This is a genomic window from Rhizobium sp. GCM10022189 (genome assembly GCF_042656325.1).
Classification (GTDB): Bacteria; Pseudomonadota; Alphaproteobacteria; order Rhizobiales; family Rhizobiaceae; genus Rhizobium.
Genome location: NZ_JBHSOR010000008.1, coordinates 92,658 through 108,581, shown reverse-complemented (window position 1 = coordinate 108,581; position 15,924 = coordinate 92,658). Strand labels below are relative to the sequence as shown.

The following is a 15,924-nucleotide window of genomic DNA, read 5'->3' as shown; positions in this document are numbered from 1 at the left end:
TTTCATCGTGTCGTTTGTGCGCCCTGATGTCAAGAACGCCTGATACGAAATGCTGATATATCTGTGGCGAAAAGTTCGTTTTTGCCGGTAACGTTCGGCGGAATATTTTTCGTCAAAAGGCGAAAAAGCTGGATGAATATGGACTGCACAATATCTCACCACCTCGCTAGCCTTTATCGCACAAAGAAAGAGCAATCCGCATGAGCCAGCTTCCCCCTATCGACTACGACACCGCTTCCGCGGAGATTCGCGCAGCGCACGACGAGGAAGTGCGGGTTCGTGGCAACATGACCAACATGAAGCGGACGCTGCTGCATTCGCCGGAGGCTCACCGCATCTATGCCGAATGGTTCACGCTGAGGGCCGAGCTCAACCCTGCCATCAGCGATCGCGAGATCTGGATCTTTTCGCATGCGATTTCCAAGGCGCTGAAGTCCGATATCGCCGTCACCTTCTTTCGCCGCGCGCTGATCAGGAACGGGTTCAACCCGGATGCCCTTGAACTGAGCGAGAGGGAATCGCTGCTTAAACGTTTTGGCACGGCCATTGTTGCCGATTCCAAGGCCATTCCTGCCGATATCTGGGCCGAACTGAAGGCGCGCTACGACACCAAGGTGCTCGTCGATCTCGTGGCCTTCGCCGGCATCATGATTGCCACTGCCGTCTACATCAATGTTGTCGAGGTCGATTTCGACCCCGAGCTTGAGGCCTTTGCCGAAGGCGCCAACTGAACTTTTTCATCACCAGAGGGGAGTTTTCCATGTCCATCATCAACAGCCGCGCCAAGCTGCTCGGCACCGTCTTCAGCCTGGCGCTGGCTTTCAGCGCGCCGGTCGTTCACGCCGAAACGCCTGCAAACGTGCTTGTCGTCGCCCAGTCGATCGACGACGCAGTCAGCTTCGACCCGGCCGAAGGTTTCGAGCTGACGACCGTCCAGTCCTTCAACAATCTCTATCAGCGTCTCGTGCAGTCCAACCGTGACGACGGCACGAAGATCGAGGCTGCCCTTGCCGCTTCCTGGGAAGCCGGCAGCGACGGCAAGAGCCTGACTTTTGCGCTTGCCGACGCGAAATTCGCCTCCGGCAATCCGGTCCGCCCCGAAGACGTGATCTTCTCGCTGACGCGCGCCATGAAGCTCAACAAGTCGCCGGCCTTCATCCTCAACGAACTCGGCTGGAAGGCCGACAATGTCGATGCCGCCATCACCAAGGTTGACGACAAGCACGTCAAGCTTACCTGGACGGCCGATGTCGGCTCCGGTTTCGCGCTGTCGATCCTGACGGCGCCGATCGCCTCCATCGTCGATGAGCAGACGGTTTCGCCGCAGGCCAAGGACAATGATTTCGGCAATGGCTGGCTGAAGACCAATTCGGCCGGCAGCGGCGCCTACACGATCGCCACCTACACGCCGCATGAAGCGCTGGTGCTGCAGGCCAACGCCAATTCTTCCGACAAGCCCGCGCTCGAAAGCGTCATCATCCGCAACGTGCCCGACGTCGGCGCCCGCCGCCTGCTCGTCGAACAGGGCGATGCCGATATCGCCCGTGGCCTGTCTGCCGACCAGATCGAAGCGCTGAAGGACAAGAGCGGCATCAAGGTTCTCTCCGTTCCCTCCGCCCGTCAGGACTATATCCTGCTGAACAGCAAGGCGAACCCGACGCTCGGCAACCCGGCCTTCTGGGAAGCGGCGCGTTACCTCGTCGATTATGACGGCATCACCAAGAACCTGCTGCGTGGCCAGAGCAGCGTTCATCAGGCCTTCCTGCCGAACGGCTTCCCCGGCGCGCTTAGCGACACGCCCTTCAAGCTCGATGTCGAGAAGGCCAAGAAGATCCTTGCCGACGGTGGCATCAAGACGCCGTTCAAGATCGAATTCATCGTCTTCAACGACCAGCCGTTCCTGTCGATCGCCCAGTCGCTGCAGTCGACCTTCGCCCAGGCCGGCATCACGCTCGACATCCAGCCGGGGGTTGCCAGCGACATCTATGCGCGCGGCCGCGCCGGCAAGTTCGAGATGACGCTGCGCTACTGGATCCCGGACTATTTCGACGCCCACTCCAACGCCAGCGCCTTTGCGATCAACAAGGACAACTCGGCCAATACCGTTGCCAAGCAGGCCGGCTGGGTAATCCCGGAACTGACCGACGAGACGCTTGCCGCCGTCAAGGAGCAGGATGCCGCCAAGCGCGCCGCGCTCTACCAGGACCTGCAGAAGAAGATCCAGGCAAGCTCGCCCTTCGTTTTCATGCTTCAAGGCAATGACCAGGTCGTGCTAAGCGACAAGGTGAAGAACTATGCCCAGGGTCTCAACGCAGACCAGGTCTATTACGACAAGGTAGCGAAATAAGTGCCGCAAACGGCAACGCATAATCATGCTGACATGACCAACTCCCGCCAGCGCAACAGCTGGCGGGAGTTGTCGTTCGTCTGGCCGCTTTCGAAATGGCTGTGGTCGTTCGCGCTGACGCTTTTCGGACTGGCGCTGGTTACCTTCGCGATGACGCGGCTGTCGCCGATCGATCCGGCGCTGCAGCTCGTCGGCGATCATGCCAGCCAGTCCACCTATGAGCAGGCGCGGCTGGAGCTCGGGCTGGACCAGCCGCTGCCGGTGCAGTTTTTCCGCTACGTCGAGACGGCGCTGTCAGGCAATTTCGGCCAGTCGATCTCGACCGGGCAGCCGGTGGCGAAGGATATTGCCCGCACCTTCCCGGCGACGATCGAGCTTGCGACGGCTGCCATCATTCTTGGTGCCGTCATCGGCCTTGCGCTCGGTATTACCGCCGCCATGCGGCAGGGGACGTGGGTGGACGGGCTCGCCCGCTTCGTCTCGCTCTTCGGATACTCGGTGCCGATCTTCTGGCTCGGCCTTTTGATGCTGCTGCTCTTTTATGCGCGGCTGCACTGGGCGCCGGGGCCGGGCCGGGCGGATGTGGTCTTTCAATATGCGGTGAAATCCGTCACCGGCTTTGCGCTTGTCGATACCTGGATATCGGGAAAATCAGGCGCCTTTCGCGATGCGCTGGCGCATCTGGCGCTGCCGGCGATCGTGCTGGCCTTTCACGCGCTCGCCGCCATTTCGCGACTGACGCGCGCTGCGATCCTCACCGAACTCGGGCAGGAATATGTGACGACAGCGCGTGCCAAGGGTGCCGGCCTCGGGCGTATCGTCTTCATCCACATCCTGCCGAACGTCTCCGGGACGCTGCTGACGGTGATTGCCCTTTCCTATGCCAGCCTGCTGGAAGGTGCGGTACTGACCGAGACCGTCTTTGCCTGGCCGGGCATCGGCCGGTACCTGACGACGGCGATGTTTGCCGGCGACATGCTGGCGATCCTCGGTGCGACGCTGGTCGTCGGTGCCTCTTTCGTGCTTCTAAACGCGCTGACCGACCTCGGCGTGGCGCGACTGGAATCGGGGAGGAAGCGATGAGCGCGATCGTCCAGGCGCCGCTCGGCGGTCCATCTTTCCTGCGGCGTGTGCTGCGTTCGCCCTCGGCGGCGGGAGGAAGTGCGGTCGTGCTCTTCATCCTGGCGCTTGCGCTGCTGGCGCCGCTGATTGCGCCTTATGATCCGAACCTGCAGGAGACGGCCAATCGCCTGATGCCGCCTGATGCCGCGCACTGGTTCGGCACGGATGGGTTCGGCCGGGATATCCTGTCACGCATCATCTATGGCGCGCGGCCGACACTGTTGCTGGTGCTCGTCGTCGTGCTGCTGATGGCGCCGCTCGGCATTCTCGTCGGCATCCTCTCGGGTTTCTTCGGCGGTATCACCGAACGCGTGCTGATGCGCATCACCGATATCGTCATGTCCTTCCCGCGGCTGCTGCTCGCCTTCGCCTTCGTCGCCATCATGGGGCCGGGGCTCATCAATGGCGCACTGGCGCTGGCGCTGACGAGCTGGCCGGCCTATGCGCGTCAGGCGCGTGTGGAGACGGCGGCATTGAGGCGCAGCGATTATCTGGCGGCGGCCGAAATGGTCGGCATCCGCGGTGTGCGGCTGCTCTGGGGGCATATCCTGCCGCTGGTGCTGCCTTCGGCGATCATCCGCTTGGCGCTCGATCTCTCGGGCATCATTCTTGCTGCCGCCGGCCTTGGCTTCCTTGGTCTCGGCGTGCGTCCGCCGACGGCGGAATGGGGTTCGATGGTTTCGGAGGGCACGCAGGTGATCTTCGATCAATGGTGGGTGGCGGCCGTGCCCGGCTTTGCGATCCTGATTACCTCCTTTGCCTTCAACCTGCTGGCCGATGGCCTGCGCGATATTCTGGATCCGCGCCATGACTGAGCCGCTGCTTTCCGTCGAGGATCTGTCGATTGCCTTTCCATCCGAGACCGGGCCGGTGCGTGTCGTCGATGGCATTTCCTTCGCGGTCGGTCGCGAGGTCGTGGCGCTGGTTGGTGAATCCGGCTGCGGTAAGTCGATGACGGGCCGGGCAATCATGGGTCTTCTGTCGCGCCGGGCTGAGGTGAGAGCAAAGCACCTCACCTTCGACGGGCAGGAACTGACGACATTGGCCCCATCCGGCTGGAACAGACTGCGCGGCAGTGGTCTCGGATTGATCCTGCAGGATCCGAAATATTCGCTGAACCCGGCCCATAAGGTCGGCCGGCAGGTGGAAGAGGCGTTGCTTCTGCACACGAAGCTTTCTGCTGCCGAGCGGCGCGAGCAGGCGCTCGATATGCTCGACAAGGTCGGTCTGCCCGATCCGCAGCGTGTCTATTCGAATTATCCGGCCGCTCTTTCCGGCGGCATGGGGCAGCGCGTCATGATTGCCGCCATGCTGATTAACCGGCCGAAACTCCTGATCGCCGACGAGCCGACTTCGGCGCTCGATCGCGGCCTGCAGGACCAGATCCTGACCTTGCTGCGGTCGCTGACCGAAGAACTCGGCATGGGACTGTTGCTCATCAGCCATGACCTGCAGCAGGTCTCGCGTTATGCCGATCGCGTCATGGTCATGCGGCACGGGAAGATCGAGGAGCAGATGGCCTCTGCCGATCTCGCCAATGCCAGGTCGGATTATACGCGCGCACTCTGGGCGGCGCGGCCCTCGGCTGCGACCTACGGGACGCGGCTGCCGGTTTACGGAGGCGAGGCATGAGCGCGCTTTCCGTTTCCGATCTTTCCGTGACCTTCCAGGGTGACGGCAAGAGCTTTACCGCCGTGCGTGGTATCGGCTTCGAGGTTGCGCCGGGCGAGACGTTCGGGCTGATCGGCCCGTCCGGTTGCGGCAAGACGACGGCGCTGCGTGCCGTTGCCGGGCTGAATACCCATTGGCAGGGCTCGATCACGGTGTTCGATGAGGCACTGCGACCGGGGCACAAGATCACCGGGCCACTGCGCGCCAACATCCAGATGGTGTTTCAGGACCCCTATTCCTCGCTGCATCCGCGCCACCGCATCTCGCGCATTCTCGGTGAACCGCTGGCACTGAGGGGCGTGCGCAGTGTCGAGGATGAGGTGCGGACTGCGCTCGATCAGGTCGGCCTGCCGGCCGCAGTGGCCGGGCGATATCCGCACCAGCTTTCCGGCGGGCAGCGGCAGCGCGTGGCGATTGCCCGCGCGCTGCTCCTGAAGCCGAAACTGCTGCTGCTCGATGAGCCGACTTCGGCGCTCGATGTCTCGGTGCAGGCCGAAATCCTGAACCTGCTGAACGATCTGAAGGCCTCGCATGGCATGACCTTCGTGCTCGTCAGCCACGATCCCGGCGTCGTCGCGCATATGTGCGACCGGGCGGTGCTGATGCAGGCCGGTCGCATCGAAAGCGAACTCGACCGCGCCGCGCTTTCGCAAGGCGGCTGGGTCGAGCAGCTTGCCGTGCGTTAGCTACGCCAGCGGCAGGATCAGCACGTCGCGAGCCGGAACCTCGATACGATTTAGATCATAGCCGTATCCCACCGGCCAAGCGGGTTTGCCGCCAGACAGTTTCCCATCGGCAAGGCTGACCGTCGTCGTCTGCGCCTTGCGCGTCGGATTGACCAGCCACAGGAAGCTTCCTTTCTCGCCCTTGTGGACGCGGGCATAGACCGCATCGTTGGAAAGCGTCACATGGCGCGTCCGACCACTCCATTTGACCAGTTCGGCGAACAAGGCGGCGTTGGCCTTGCCGTCGGTGCGGTAGAAGGCGACGGAAGGATTGGTGCCGATCAGCAGGGTGCGGCCCTTGCCGAAGCGATTTTCGACGACAGCCAGACGTCCGCCATCGAAGTTCCCGCGGCCGGTGCCGCCGGTCAGGCGGTAGGACTGGAGGAGGCCGCCGCCATCGACGGCCATATCATCGAACCTGAAGTGGATGCGGTCGCCGATATCGGGCATGAATTCCACTTCCTCCTCACGCGCGCCGAAGACCTCGTCGAGCCCCATATTCGGCTGTACCTGGCCGACATGGCCGCGGTCGCCGAAATAGCCGGGGCAGGCTTCTGCAATCAGCGTGCCGCCCTTTTCCACCCAGGCTTTCAGGCGCGCCGCCTGTGCGGCGGTGAACATGATCGGGTAGGGGAAATAGAGGAAATCATAGGCATCGATATCGTCGATATGCACCCAGTCCGGCTGCAGTCCCTCACCGAGGAAGGCGCGGTAGGCACCCCACATGGCTTCCGGATAAGGTTTTTCCTTGCGGTCGTAGTTCAGCAGGTAATCCCATTCCTGCGTTTCGGGGACGACGAGGATACCGACTTCGCCACGCACCGGCTTTGCGTCCCAGAGGGTCTTCTGCGCCGGGTCGTTCGCCCATTTCGCCATTGCGCTCTGCATGTCGGAGCGCGGTGTGCGGCTGCCGTCCATGCCATAGGCGCCGAAGGCGCCGAAGAGCGGGCCGTCGAGCAACGGGCGCCAGCGCAGGTTCAGCACGCCACGGGCGCCGCCGGCAAAGGAGGTCATGCTCCAGATACGGATATCCTCGGGCTCTGCCACGCGGCCGTCTTCCTTGTCGCGGCCGATCACCTGCGGCTGCAGCCAGAGCGGGCCGCCCTGGCGCTCGGCGTGCCAGAAAGGCTTGCCGCGGGCGGCGGCGCGGTTGATATCGACGCCGTACCAGGTCTTCCACGGTTCGGTGCCCTTGCGGGCCTGGATCCAGGTGAAACCGTAGATTTCCACCTTGGAGGCGGCAAGCCAGTCGTCGCAGCCATTGGCGGCCATGTTGGGGATCGCGCCTGATATGCCGTGCGCGGCAATGACGTTCTTCTGGTCTACGGCGCGGATCGTATCGATGCGCCACTGCATCTGGTCATAGAAATTGTCGCGCTTGAACTGCAGCCAGTCGATGCATTCGGGGTAGGGCGCCATATGGACCGGCGGCTCGATATCCTCCCATTCGGCATAGCTGTAGCGATGCCAGGCCTTGGCGAGCATTTTCAGGTTGCCGTATTTCTTCTCCAGCCATTTGCGGAAGGCGGCCTTGGCATAGCTGCTGTAATCGACATCGGCGGAATAGTTGACCTCGTTCCAGACGTCGTAGCCGTAGATCGCCGGATGATCCTTGTAGCGGGTGGCAAGCGCCGTCAGGAACTTGCCGGCTGCTTCCTTCACCTCCGGGCAGTTCAGCGTCAGCGCGCCGGCGCCGCCGCCATTGTTGGAAAAGCCGCCGGTTGCGGCCGAGACGCCCATATAGGAGCCGAGCTTGGTGCCGTCGGCATTGACCTGCAGCGCATCGGCATATTTGCGCACCGCCCAGTCCGGCACGGCATGGATGAGTTCGGCGATGACGGTCTTGATCCCGTTCCTGGCGGCGAGATCGAGCTGGCGGTCATATTCTTCCCAGTCGTAGACGCCGGGGGCCACTTCGATTGCGCCCCACATGAACCAGTGGCGGAAGATGTTGAGGCCATCTTCGCCGGCCGCCGTGTAGTCGCGTTCCCAATCGTCGCGCGGCGGATTGGACTTGCGGAAATAGACGGCGCCGAAAGGGAATTGGATATCGTTTCTGAGCATTGTCCTGTCCTTCTCTATTGATGTCCGGACACAGCTTCGCCGTCCGGAGACAAGGCTCCGGCAGGAGGCAATCGAAAATGTCGTCCGGGTGTTCTAGGTGGTCCTGATCTAGCGCGGTCCTCCGGCGAGGAGTTCGAGCGTGCGGATAAGGGCGGAATGGTCGCGTTCGCCGTCGCCATTGGCAACAGCGGCATTCATCAACTGCTGGGTCGCTGCCGTGTTCGGCAGCGAGAGGTCAAGCGCGCGGGCGGCATCGACGGCGAGCGTCATGTCCTTGCGGTGCAGGCGGATGCGGAAGCCGGGGTCGAAGGTTTCCTTGACCATGCGCTCGCCGTGCACTTCGAGAATGCGCGAGGCGGCAAAGCCACCCATGAGCGCGGCGCGCACCTTGGCCGGATCGGCGCCGGCGCGTTTGGCAAAGAGCAGCGCTTCGGAGACGGCCTCGATGGTGAGGCCGACGATGATCTGGTTGGCGACCTTGGCCGTCTGGCCGTCGCCGACACCGCCGACCAGGGTGATGTTCTTGCCCATCTTCTCGAAGAGCGGCCGCGCGCGCTCGAAGGCCTCTTCCTTGCCGCCGATCATGATCGTCAGCGAGGCGGCCTTGGCGCCGACCTCGCCGCCGGAGACCGGCGCATCGAGATAATCGCAGCCAAGCGCTTCGATGCGCCTGGCGAAGCCCTTGGTGGCGACAGGCGAGATCGAACTCATGTCGATGACGAGCTTGCCGGCAGAGAGACCGGAAGCGACGCCGTCTTCACCGAAGAGCACGGCTTCGACATCAGGCGTATCCGGCAGCATCAGGATGATGATGTCGGAGGCTTCCGCGACGGCCCTGGCGCTGTGGGCGGCCTTGCCGCCCTTGGTGACGAGATGCTGCGAGGCTTCCTTCACGCGGCTCAGATGCAGCGTGTGGCCGGCATCGATCAGGTGTTCCGCCATCGGGCGCCCCATGACGCCCAGTCCGATAAAACCGATATTCATGTCACGCTCACTTCCGATAGGGTTTCATCCAGCCAAGGCCCTCGCTGGTGCCGGCCTTCGGCTTGTATTCGCAGCCGACCCAGCCGTCATAACCGAGGCGGTCGAGTTCGGAGAGGATGAAGCCGTAGTTGATCTCGCCCGTGCCGGGTTCGTTGCGGCCGGGATTGTCGGCGATCTGCACGTGGGCGATCCTGTCTTTCAGCCGCGTGAAGGTCGGGATCAGGTCGCCCTGCATAATCTGCATGTGGTAGAAATCATACTGGATGTAGAGATTGTCGGAGCCGACCTTTTCGAGGATGCGCTCGGCGTGATCGGTGCTCGACAGGAAGAAGCCAGGTATATCGCGCAGGTTGATCGGCTCGATCAGCAGCTTTACGCCGGCATCGGCCGTGCGCGCGGCGGCATATTTCAGGTTCTCCACCAGCACCTTTTCCAGCGTTTCGAGATCGGCACCCTTTGGCACGAGACCGGAGATGACGTTGACCTGGGGGCAGGCAAGCGCCTTGGCATAATCGAGCGCCAGCGAGATGCCGTTGCGAAATTCCTCGATGCGATCCGGCAGGCAGGCAATGCCGCGCTCGCCGCCGGCCCAGTCACCCGAGGGCACGTTGAAAAGCGCCTGTTTCAGGCCGTTTGCCTGGAGCGCCGCGGCGACCTTTTCTTTCGGCTCGGCATAGGGGCCGAGATATTCGAGCGCGCCGAAACCGTCCCTTGCGGCGGCGGCGAAGCGGTCCAGGAAGGCTAGATCCTGATAGAGGAAGGAAAGATTGGCGGAAAATTTCGGCACTGGAACATCCTCAGGCATTGGCGGGAGCGACGAAGCGATGCCGGTGCAGCATGCGTTTGTCGCGTGGGTCGGGATTGGGAACGGCTGAAATGAGGCTCTTCGTATAGGCTTCCTGCGGCGCGGTGCAGATCTGCTCGGCCTCGCCAAGTTCGACGATCTTGCCGCGATGCATGACGGCCACGCGATCACAGAAATAGCGTACCACGGAAATATCGTGGGAAATGAAGATAAAGCTCAGGTTCAGCCGCTGGCGAATATCGAGCAGCAGGTCGAGGATCTGGCTGCGGATGGAGACGTCGAGTGCCGAGGTTGCCTCATCGGCGATGATGATGCGCGGATCAAGCGCAAGGGCACGGGCAATGCCGATGCGCTGGCGCTGGCCGCCGGAGAAGGCGTGCGGATAGCGCTCCATGCCCATCGGATCGAGGCCGACGAGGCGCATCAGTTCGGCGACGCGATCTTCCAGCGCCTTGCCTTTGGCAAGCCCGTTGACGATCAAGGGATCGCCGATCACTTCCTTGACGGTCATGCGCGGGTTCAGCGAGGCGAAGGGATCCTGGAAGACGAGGCGGACTTCGCGATGGAAGTTGCGCAGCTCTTTCTTGCCGAGCCGGGTGACGTCGGTCTCGCCGCCATCCTTGCCGCGATAGAGGACGGTTCCGGTCGTCGGCTCGACGGTGCGCAGGATCAGGCGGCCGAGCGTCGTCTTGCCGGAACCGCTTTCGCCGACGATACCGAGATTTTCGCCGGGGTAGAGGTCGAAATTGGCGTCGTCGACGGCGCGCAGCGTGTTGGCACTGCCGTGCCAGCCGAAAGTCTTGCTGAGATTGCACACGGACAGGATCGGCTGCGGCGCATCCGACGACAAAGCGACGGCTGGCAGCCTGCCTTCGACGTGATGGGTGAGCTTCACCGTCGAGGCCAGAAGCTGGCGCGTATAGGGATGGGTGGCGGCATGGTAGATCGCATCGACCGGGCCGCGCTCGACGATATGGCCGAAACGCATGACGGCGACGTCGTCGGCCACTTCGGCCACCACGCCCATATCATGGGTAATCAGCAGCATCGCCATGCCGCGCTCAACCTGCAGGCGTTTGATGAGGTCGAGGATTTCGGCCTGTGTCGTCACGTCGAGCGCGGTGGTCGGTTCGTCGGCGATCAGGATATCGGGGTTGCCGGCAAGCGCCATGGCGATCATGGCGCGCTGGCGCATGCCGCCGGAAAATTCGAACGTATAGCGGTCGGCCATCTTGTCGGGATTGGGGATTTCCACCTGGCGCAGCAGGTCGACCATGCGGGCGCGTGCGGCCTTCTTGTCGAGATTGCTGTGCAGGCGGATGGCTTCCACGATCTGCGAGCCGATCGTGTGGACCGGCGAGAGCGAACTCATCGGCTCCTGGAAGACGAGACCGATGCGCCGGCCGCGGATCTCGCGCATGGCGCGGCTACCGGGCGGGAGCGTGGCAATATCGGTGACTTCGCTATCGTTGCGCAGCAGGATGCGGCCGCCGACGATGCTGCCGGGCTTGTCGACGATCTGCAGCAGCGAGCGGGCGGTGACACTCTTGCCGGAGCCGCTTTCGCCGACGAGGCAAAGCGTCTGGCCGCGCTTTAGCTGGAAGCTGACATCCTCGACGGCGTGCAGGATATGCGTGCGCAGGCGGAAGTCGATCGAGAGATTTTCAACCGAGAGGACGACGTCATCGGGAAGACCGGTCATGGCTGCCTCCTCAGTTGTCATAGGGATCGGCCGCATCGCGCAGGCCGTCGCCGAAGAAGTTGAAGGACAGGACGGCCGTGACGACCGCGAGCGACGGCCAGATCAGCAGCCAGGGCGCGGTCGCGACCGTGCGGATATTCTGGGCATCCTGCAGCAACACGCCCCAGCTGACGACCGGCGGCTTGAGGCCGATACCGAGGAAGGAAAGCGACGTCTCTGCGACGATCATCGTCGGCACGGCAAGGGTGACGACGGCGAGGATATGGCTGGTCAGCGAGGGGAGGATATGGCGGAAGATCAGCCGTGCTTCGCTTGAGCCGTCGAGCTTGGCGGCAGTGACGAAATCCTCGCTGCGCAGCGCCAGAAAGCGGCCGCGCACCTCGCGGGCCAGACTTGTCCAGCCAAGCAGCGAGACGATGATGGTGATGACGAAATAGACGTTGACCGGCGACCATGTCAGCGGGATCGCCGCCGCAAGGCCGAGCCATAGCGGAATGGTCGGCATGGCGCTGACGACTTCGATGACGCGCTGGATCAGCGTATCCACCCAGCCGCCGTAGAAGCCGGAGATCGAGCCGAGCACGACGCCGAGCACGAGCGACATGGCGACGCCGACGAGGCCGATCGACATGGAAATGCGGGTGCCGTAGATCAGCCGGGTCAGAACGTCACGGCCGAGGCGGTCGGCGCCGAGCAGGTACATGGGGTCGTTGGCATTGATCGGGCCGATGAAATGCGTGGTCATCGGGATCAGGCCCCAGAGTTGATAGGCCGGGCCTTTGACGAAGAAGCCGATCGGTACGACCTTGGTGTCATCGACCACGAAAGTACGCCGCAGCGCCACCTTGTCGATCTCCACCTTGTAGCCCTTCACATGGAAATTGAACTCCGAGCTACCGTCGGGCTTTTCCACGAAGAAGCTGAAACCCTGCGGCGGGGCATAGGTATATTGCGGCTTGGAGGTCGCGGGCAGCGACGGCGCCAGAAACTCGGCGAAGAGGCCGACGAGGTAGAGGAAAAGGATGATCGCTCCGGCGACCATCGCCACCTTCTGGCGGATCAGCTTGCCGGCAATCAGCCGCCACGGACCGATCGCGGCGATCGAGACGGTCTTGCCCTGTTTCAGCGGGCTGATCGAGGGACCATCTGCGACGACGTTGAGGGGGCCGGTATGGGGTGCGAAGGTTTCGTGTGTCATCGGCGCCTCCTCAATTGAACCGGATGCGCGGATCGAGCAGCGCAAGCAGTAGGTCGGACAGGAGCATGCCGACAAGGGTCAGTGCCGAGAGAAGCAGGATAAAGCTGCCGGCGAGATACATGTCCTGCGAGACCAGCGCGCGGAAGAGCAGCGGTCCGGCAGTCGGCAGGTTCAGGACGATGGCGGTGATCGTGACACCCGAGACGAGATGCGGCAGTACCCAGCCGATCGCCGAGACGAAGGGGTTCAGCGCGATGCGCACCGGATATTTCATGATCACCTTGTATTCCGGCAGGCCCTTGGCGCGCGCGGTAATGACATAGGGCTTGTGCAGCTCGTCCGTCAGGTTTGCGCGCAGGATGCGGATAAGCGCTGCGGTGCCCGAGGCGCCGATGATGATGATCGGTATCCAGAGATGGGCGAGGAAATCGCCGGCCTTGGCGAAGTTCCAGGGTGCCTCGGCATATTCCGGCGAGTTGAGGCCGCCGACGCTCTGGCCGAGATAGCGGTAGGCGATATACATCAGCGTCAGCGCCAGGATGAAGTTCGGCACGGCCAATCCAATGAAGCCGAAGAAGGTGAAGACGTGGTCGCCGACGGAGTGGCGGCGCACGGCCGAATAGATGCCGATCGGCAGGGCGACGATCCAGACGAAGAGCAGGCTCAGGAGCGAGATGACCAGCGTCGAGCCCATGCGCGCCCAGATCAGGCCGGAAACGGGCTGGTTCCATTCGAAGGACCAGCCGAAATCGCCGCGGCTGACGATACCCCACATCCATTTGAGATACTGGATGTAGAAGGGGTCGTCGAAGCCGTAGATCTCCTTCAGCCGCTCGATCTGTGCGGGATCGACGGCCTGACCGCTGTCGCTCATCGTCGCGATCATAGAGGTCAGGTAGTCACCCGGCGGCAGCTGGATGATCAGGAACGAGATCAGCGACATGCCGATCAAGGTCGGGATCATGTAGAGCACGCGCTTGAAAATATAGCCAAGCATCGGAATGTTTCTCCTCCCGTTGAGAGCGCCCGGCCAGGCGCTTCCTTCGGATCTCCATCCGCTTTCGGCCCCTCCAGGCCGAAAGCGCTCCTCCTTGTCTTCCCCGCCGCTGGAGGCACCTCATTTCCAGGTGAGGTGCAACACCTCCAGCCGCTCGACATCGGGCACCTCCACCTGTGCGCGGCCGTCCTTGACGCTGAAGTTTGCGGCGCGGTCGGTAACGACGAGCCATGCCTTGGCCACCGACTTGCCCTCAGGAATTTCCACCGAAACCGTCTGGGCCGCCAGAGGGTAATTTTCGCGTATCGGCCCTTTCATCATCATCGGATTGGTGAGGTTGAAGAGGCTGAGCGCGATGCCCCCGGCATTTTCGCGCAGCGCCAAATCGACAACGCCGGGGCCTTCGACGGTGACGCGCGGCGTCTTGCCAAGCGCCCAGCGCACGGCATTGGCAATCAGCTTGCCATGGTCGACCGCGAAGACTTCCCAGAAGATTTCGCCGATGTTCCAGGGAATGTAGACGGTGCGGCCGCCCTTGCCGGTTTCGCGGGCGATGACGGCGGCGCCTTCCGGGGCCTTGCGCGGATAGACCTCTTCCATCGGCAGGTCGGGGAAATCAGGCACGTAGAGGAAGGGCGTCGTCGCGTTGCCGGTCGGATCGGCATGTATGAGGCGCGTGCCGCCCATGATGCGCTCGGCACCGTCGTAGCCGCGATTGATCGGATGATCGCCCGAAAGCGCCACATAGGTGTTCTTGACGATGCCGCGCGGGCCGGAGACGAATTTGGCACCGAGCACATCGGAGAGGCCGAACTCCTTGCGCTTCTTGCCGAATTCGTCGCGCAGCGAGGTTTCGTAGGAGGCAATGACGCTGCCGCCGCGGTTGACATAGGCGCGGATCGCCTCGTTCTGCGCATCCGAAAGGCAGGAAGCGTTGGCGAGGATGATCAGCTTGAAGCGGTCGAGATTTTCCTTCGTCAGAACCTGATCGGAAAGAAGCTCGAAGGGCAGGCGGGCCTCGACGAGGGCATGATAGAAGCCGAGGTCGTGCTTCTCGGCGCTGTGGCGTTCTTCCGGCGCCCAGTGGCGGAGCGTGGTCGAGGGATCGATGACGGCGATCTCGGCCGTTGGCTGCATGCTTTCGAGGACAGGCTCGACGGCGGCCTGCAGGGCGAAGGAATCGGCGACCGGTTCCACCCAGCGCTTGTCGGGCACGACGCCGTTGAACTTGGTGAACCAGGCATAGAGGCCGTGGGCCGTGCCGTCGTTGATCCAGAGCTGCATTTCCTCGCCGGAGGTGACGGCATCCTTCCAGCGATATTCCTCCTCCGGGCCGATCGAGGTGATGAGCACGACGGGGCGATCGGGGAAGGTAGCGCGGATGCGCTTGCCGTTGCGGCCGGCAGACCAGCCGAGTTCCAGGCCCTTGCGGCCCTGATGGTCGACGACGAGGAAGGGGCAATGTTTGGCGATGACCGAGAGGTCGAATTCCATCAGCGAAGCGCCGCCCATGTTCGGGATGAAGCTCGCATGCGGGCGGATCGCTTTGACGGCATCGTCCCACTGGGCGATCATGTCGGTGAGCACGCGGCGGCGCCACTGCACCCAGGCCTGCCAGGCCGGATCGTCGGCATCCGGCTTCGTCGGCAGCGCGTGGCCGAACATGTCCTTGAAGCGGCGGGCGCTGTCTTCGCTGTAATCGACGCCGTGACCCTGCCAGCGATTGGCGAAAATCGCGTCGATATCGTATTTGCGGACGATTTCCTTCACCACTTCCGGCATGAAGACGGTGTTGTAATCGCCATAGGCATTGGTCACCCAGACATCGGGATAGGCCCAGTGGCGGCGCGGCGTGCCGTCGGCATTGACCATCACCCATTCGGGATGCGCCTTGGCGGCATCGTCGTGGATCGCATGCGGATCGACACGGGCCATGACATGCATGTCGAGCTTGCGGGCGGCATCGACGAGCGCGCCGAAAATATCCTTGTCGCCCAGATATTTGCTTACATAGTGATAGGGTACTTCGCTCGGATAATAGGCGATGTAGCCGCCGGCGCTGAGGCAGACGGCATTGGATTTCGTGCGCTTGAAAACGTCAATCCAGAAGGCCGGATCGTATTTTTCCGGGTCGTCCTCCACGAAGGTCAGCTGGGTCCAGCGCGTGGCGGTCTTGAACCAGTCCGGCGTGCGCAGCGTGTCGGTATTCTGTCTTCTGGCGTCGAGCATCGTCTTCATCCAATCATTGGCAAAAGAGGGCATTGGCAAAAGAAGGGCCGTGGCGCCGACCGGTGGGGCCGGCGCCCGGA

13 protein-coding genes are annotated in these 15,924 nt (G+C 62.8%); 6 read left to right on the top strand and 7 right to left on the bottom strand.

All coding sequences use genetic code 11. The features are described 5' to 3' along the window. Positions 1-200: 200 nt before the first annotated feature. From ACFPWW_RS08195 to ACFPWW_RS08170, 6 genes are read left to right on the top strand one after another with little or no spacing between them, the layout of a single operon-like run. Positions 201-731 (top strand): hypothetical protein, encoded by a 531-nt coding sequence (locus ACFPWW_RS08195; protein ID WP_377311331.1) that lies wholly within the window; start codon positions 201-203, stop codon positions 729-731. A 29-nt stretch (positions 732-760) separates the two neighbouring features. Further along, positions 761-2,347, top strand: coding sequence for an ABC transporter substrate-binding protein (locus ACFPWW_RS08190; protein WP_377311330.1), 1,587 nt, complete (start codon positions 761-763; stop codon positions 2,345-2,347). Beyond that, positions 2,348-3,430 (top strand): ABC transporter permease, encoded by a 1,083-nt coding sequence (locus ACFPWW_RS08185; protein ID WP_377311329.1) that lies wholly within the window; start codon positions 2,348-2,350, stop codon positions 3,428-3,430. After that, on the top strand, positions 3,427-4,284 hold the full coding sequence (locus ACFPWW_RS08180; RefSeq protein ID WP_377311328.1) for an ABC transporter permease: 858 nt from the start codon (positions 3,427-3,429) through the stop codon (positions 4,282-4,284). The genes ACFPWW_RS08185 and ACFPWW_RS08180 overlap by 4 nt, the downstream gene beginning before the upstream one ends. Further along, positions 4,277-5,101 (top strand): ATP-binding cassette domain-containing protein, encoded by an 825-nt coding sequence (locus ACFPWW_RS08175; RefSeq protein ID WP_377311327.1) that lies wholly within the window; start codon positions 4,277-4,279, stop codon positions 5,099-5,101. Before ACFPWW_RS08180 ends, ACFPWW_RS08175 begins: the two co-directional genes overlap by 8 nt. Then, a complete protein-coding gene (locus ACFPWW_RS08170; RefSeq protein ID WP_377311326.1) occupies positions 5,098-5,826 on the top strand; it encodes an ABC transporter ATP-binding protein in 729 nt (242 codons plus the stop codon). Before ACFPWW_RS08175 ends, ACFPWW_RS08170 begins: the two co-directional genes overlap by 4 nt. On the opposite strand, the gene ACFPWW_RS08165 is transcribed toward ACFPWW_RS08170, so the two are convergent. From ACFPWW_RS08165 to ACFPWW_RS08135, 7 genes are all read right to left on the bottom strand, one after another. Next, positions 5,827-7,929 (bottom strand): beta-galactosidase, encoded by a 2,103-nt coding sequence (locus ACFPWW_RS08165; protein WP_377311325.1) that lies wholly within the window; start codon positions 7,927-7,929, stop codon positions 5,827-5,829. It lies immediately after the preceding gene. 108 nt (positions 7,930-8,037) lie between these two features. Further along, positions 8,038-8,913 (bottom strand): 2-hydroxy-3-oxopropionate reductase, encoded by an 876-nt coding sequence (locus tag ACFPWW_RS08160; protein ID WP_377311324.1) that lies wholly within the window; start codon positions 8,911-8,913, stop codon positions 8,038-8,040. 7 nt (positions 8,914-8,920) lie between these two features. Then, entirely contained in the window at positions 8,921-9,700 is a 780-nt protein-coding gene (otnI, locus tag ACFPWW_RS08155) for a 2-oxo-tetronate isomerase (protein ID WP_377311323.1), read from the bottom strand. Positions 9,701-9,710: 10 nt separating this feature from the next. Then, positions 9,711-11,420, bottom strand: a complete 1,710-nt coding sequence (locus tag ACFPWW_RS08150) for an ABC transporter ATP-binding protein (protein WP_377311322.1) — start codon at positions 11,418-11,420, stop codon at positions 9,711-9,713. Between the two features lie 10 nt (positions 11,421-11,430). Next, positions 11,431-12,618: an ABC transporter permease gene (locus ACFPWW_RS08145; protein WP_112755546.1), complete on the bottom strand. Its 1,188-nt coding sequence runs from the start codon at positions 12,616-12,618 to the stop codon at positions 11,431-11,433. A 10-nt stretch (positions 12,619-12,628) separates the two neighbouring features. Beyond that, positions 12,629-13,615 carry an ABC transporter permease gene (locus tag ACFPWW_RS08140; RefSeq protein ID WP_377311321.1) on the bottom strand — a complete coding sequence of 329 codons (987 nt, stop codon included), beginning with the start codon at positions 13,613-13,615 and terminating at the stop codon, positions 12,629-12,631. Positions 13,616-13,735: 120 nt separating this feature from the next. Beyond that, positions 13,736-15,844, bottom strand: coding sequence for a family 10 glycosylhydrolase (locus ACFPWW_RS08135; RefSeq protein WP_377311320.1), 2,109 nt, complete (start codon positions 15,842-15,844; stop codon positions 13,736-13,738). Positions 15,845-15,924: the final 80 nt, after the last annotated feature.